The sequence below is a fragment of the Shewanella algicola genome, assembly GCF_014648035.1.
GTDB classification, from domain to species: Bacteria; Pseudomonadota; Gammaproteobacteria; order Enterobacterales; family Shewanellaceae; genus Shewanella; species Shewanella algicola.
The window spans coordinates 1-3,796 of record NZ_BMQI01000108.1 but is presented as its reverse complement, the minus strand read 5'-3'; the positions used below and the strand labels follow the sequence as shown (position 1 = coordinate 3,796).

At 37.3% G+C, this 3,796-nt stretch carries 5 protein-coding genes; all 5 read left to right on the top strand.

Going from position 1 to position 3,796, the window contains the following annotated elements:
• Window positions 1–91 precede the first annotated feature (91 nt).
• Window positions 92–457, top strand: coding sequence for a hypothetical protein (locus IEY42_RS21760; protein ID WP_188927264.1), 366 nt, complete (start codon window positions 92–94; stop codon window positions 455–457).
• 260 nt (window positions 458–717) lie between these two features.
• Window positions 718–876: a hypothetical protein gene (locus IEY42_RS21755; protein WP_188927263.1), complete on the top strand. Its 159-nt coding sequence runs from the start codon at window positions 718–720 to the stop codon at window positions 874–876.
• A 74-nt stretch (window positions 877–950) separates the two neighbouring features.
• A protein-coding gene (locus IEY42_RS21750; RefSeq protein ID WP_229780251.1) for an IS3 family transposase occupies window positions 951–2,053 on the top strand; the annotation gives its coding sequence in 2 pieces (ribosomal slippage) (window positions 951–1,215 and window positions 1,215–2,053; 1,104 coding nt in all).
• 144 nt (window positions 2,054–2,197) lie between these two features.
• Window positions 2,198–2,776 (top strand): hypothetical protein, encoded by a 579-nt coding sequence (locus IEY42_RS21745; RefSeq protein ID WP_188927261.1) that lies wholly within the window; start codon window positions 2,198–2,200, stop codon window positions 2,774–2,776.
• A gap of 518 nt (window positions 2,777–3,294) precedes the next feature.
• Window positions 3,295–3,744, top strand: coding sequence for a DUF8370 family protein (locus IEY42_RS21740; RefSeq protein ID WP_229780250.1), 450 nt, complete (start codon window positions 3,295–3,297; stop codon window positions 3,742–3,744).
• Window positions 3,745–3,796: the final 52 nt, after the last annotated feature.

The following is a 3,796-nucleotide window of genomic DNA, read 5'->3' as shown; positions in this document are numbered from 1 at the left end:
TAAAGAAGACATAACCTTAGATGGGATTTATGTCAGACTTAATACTTAAGGTCCAGTGTATGAGAGAAGCTTAACTCGAGGAATTTATGTCATGGGAAGACGCTACAGACGTAGAAGTCACGCTGGTCAGATAATATCAGATTCAGCGTTTATTGGTTCTAGGTTACCTTGGTGGGGGGCTTTGTTATTTGGTCTTGTCACTTTTGTACTGCTCTATTTCATTATCCCCTCTTGGTTAGAAGCAAAGATAGCGGCTGATGCTGGTAGTCGTATCTACCCTGCACTTGAAGCTCTCTTTGGACGAAGAATTCACATATTTGAATGGTTAGGTATTGTCTGTGGTCTTATTGGGCTCTTTTTCTGTGTTCGTAACTATTTGGTTATTGAAAAGGGTAGTGTACGAGAGCGTGGGATAGTAGTGATGCTGGCAAAACTGCTAGGACGGCATATAGATTAAAATATGAATTGGATCAAATTAGACGACTTATAGAGTTCATTACTCTACCCTCGATATGCTTGTTAAAGAGTTAGATGTCTAGCTCGTTTATGTTCAAACTTTGTAGGCAACGCTTTAGGCATCGTTTACAGAACCTTAATTTTTCCTAGAGTATCAACAAGTCTCAGGCCTTATCATTACTTGTTTAGTGACTTGTTACAGTATAACAAGTTGAAGAAAGTATTATTTAATTTAAGATAGAATAAAAGTGGAGATGCAATATGATAAATGTGATTGAGTTAGAGAGAATAAATGACAACCAACAGATCAAAATGACTATCAATTGTGTTGACCAAGAAGTGAAAACGCAATTACTGACTTACATTAATGAAAACAAGAATATTGTGGATGATTTAGAGTTATACCCGATGGCTGTGTAACCTGTAACCCTCCCTTAAAATCAGAATGTTTTAAATAGAGTTTTCCATTTACACTAAACCAAATGGAGAATCACATGAAAAAGACACGTTTTACAGAAAGCCAAATCATCAACATCCTCAAAGAAGGTGAATCAGGCGCCCTTACTGTGCCTGAGTTATGCCGCAAACATAATGTTGGTCAAAGTACCTATTACAAATGGAAATCGAAATACGGTGGGATGCAAGCCTCTGATTTAACCCGTATGCGTGAATTAGAAGCCGAAAATGCCAAGCTTAAAAAGATGTTTGCAGATGTCAGTTTGCAAAACATGGCGTTAAAAGACATTGTTGAAAAAAAGCTATAAAGCCAGCAGAGCGGAAGGTGTTAGCCCACTATGCCATTAATGAATTTGGCCTAGGTGTTGTGTTGGCTTGTGATGCGCTAAGTATTAGTCGTTGCACATTTTATTACCAACTCAAGCGTATCGATGATAATGACATCATTGAGGCCGTATCAGACATCGCAGAGAAACATAGGGCTTATGGATTTCGAAAGATATTTAAACGGTTACGCTTACTTGGTCATAAATGGAATCATAAACGTGTGTATCGCGTTTATTGTGGTTTAAAACTTAACTTACGACGTAAAGGTAAAAAACGCTTACCGTCACGTGAGCCAGAGCCACTAACCGTTCCTGTAAAGGCAAATGAATGCTGGTCAATGGATTTTATGAGCGATAACTTGTTTTCAGGAAAGTCGTTCAGAACTTTTAATGTGATTGATGACTACCATCGTGAAGCTTTAGCGATAGAAGTGGACTCAAGCTTACCTGCGCAACGGGTTATACGTGTACTGGATAGGATCGCAGCCTATCGCGGTTATCCAAAGCGCTTAAGACAAGATAATGGGCCTGAGTTTATCTCACATGCACTTGAGATGTGGGCCGAACAACACGGTATCAAGTTAGACTTTATTAAGCCTGGTAAGCCAACTCAAAATGCGTTTATTGAACGATTTAACCGAACGTATCGAAATGAAGTATTAGACTGTTATTTGTTCAATAGCTTGACTGAGGTTAGGGAAATCACAGATAGTTGGCTTGAAGAATATAATTATGATCGGCCACATGAATCACTGAACGATTTACCGCCCAAGATGTATGAGCGATTAAATGAGGAAAACTCTCTTAAAATATGATCTATATAAGGGATGGTTACAATAAGTTCTTAGTAATACAGATAGTTAAGAGTGCGCATTTTTACTGGTCGAATGAGGTAAACGAGCATGAGCACTATACAAACTTTATAACTCAAATAGAAATGTGGAGTTAAGGAATAAATTTTGGACTGGAAAACGTTTATTGTCGAAATAGTTAAAGCTGTAGCATGGCCTTTAATTGTGGCACTTATTGCTTTTCAGTTAAAAGACAAAATTGCCGACCTTATCCCTCGTATTAAAAAGTTTAAGCATAAAGATACAGAGCTTGAATTTGCTGAGGGAGTTAGTAAATTAATTCGAGAACAAGAAGCCGAAGGAGTTAATCGAGTTGAAAATGGTGAACCTTCGAATGAGGTTATGGAAAAGTACAATTTTTTACTTAAATTAGCTGATATTTCACCTCGTTCGGCCGTTCTAGAAGCTTTTCGTGAAATTGAACACGCATCAGCTCATGTAATATCCAAAAGCTCTGCTGTAGTTTCTGCTCATGGTGAGGGCAGGAGTCCGCTCAGCATGCAAAGGCAATTGGCTGATACGTCTTTGAGCAAAAAAGAAATTAAGATGTTTAATCAATTACGAGTGTTACGTAATAAAGCTGCTCACGATCGAGATTTCAATCTACATGGTATGCCAATTGAGGCTTATATTGATCTATCGCTAACCTTATCGCATCGGATTAGCCTTGCAGAAACTGAGTTATAACATGTTAATCAACTGGATGTATTACGGTTGTTATCATTTTTGAAAATGAAACAGCCGCAAAAATAACGCCAACCTATACGCCAGTTATTAAGGCGTCTATGTGATTTAGGAGTTAAGTAGTCATATGAAGAATAACGAAGCAGAACCACCTATGAGACTCTTGAAATTGGAACTCCTTTTTACTATACGTCAGATATCTATCATATTTATTCTGAAGTTCAAGAACATAATGGGATAGCCCTTGGTATTCTGACTGACTTTTTCGTTGCTGATAGGGTAAAAGGTATAATTCAATTAGCTCATGGCTATGAAATTGAAATACCCATTCAATGTGTTCCAGATGTATTAAGTCTATTGTGTAAAGTACGTTATACCAAAACCACATAGACATAAGCGCACGGAAAATCGTTTAAAAGCATTTAAACTTACAAAAAAGTTGGTTACGCTTCGATTTGCTGCATATTTTACTCACTGTTTTATTCCGTATAATGCGGCGTTAGATTCAAGAGAGGGACCGAATGAATATATATTTTTCTGACTATTTTGGAGTATCCAAGGAGGATCTTGATGAATATGGCGCATTCAATATTTCATTGATTAATGACCTTCCAGTATTTATCGACCCGTTCTTGTTGTTTAGTAGTGATAAGGGGGAGTACGAAGTACTACACCAAGAAATAATAAAATATATCACTTTCCTCAGAGAGATTTCTGATAAAGGTGTTATCTCAAAAGGTCTAGTTAAGCACTGGTTTCTTTTTCCTGAAGTCAAACAGAATTGGCTTGGTTACAGCAAAGTTGGAAATGGTGGTTTAGGTCTTGGACCTAAGTTTGCTACTGCATTGAACGATAATCTAAGTACTATTTTTAATAATTTTGGTACGGAACAAATAACCCAAAGTAGCCACCTCGAAAAGCTTTGTCTTATCAAAGATGGAGTAGGAAAAGACAGTATTAGCAGGGGCTGATCATACTCGATCATTTTTCACACGTTATCTTTAAAAACAAAGAGATAAAAAA

What these genes read in the sequence shown, in the direction of transcription:
- IEY42_RS21760 (WP_188927264.1), top strand. Translation starts at nt 92, where the DNA reads ATGGGAAGACGCTACAGACGTAGAAGTCACGCTGGTCAGATAATATCA.
- IEY42_RS21755 (WP_188927263.1), top strand. Translation starts at nt 718, where the DNA reads ATGATAAATGTGATTGAGTTAGAGAGAATAAATGACAACCAACAGATC.
- IEY42_RS21740 (WP_229780250.1), top strand. Translation starts at nt 3,295, where the DNA reads ATGAATATATATTTTTCTGACTATTTTGGAGTATCCAAGGAGGATCTT.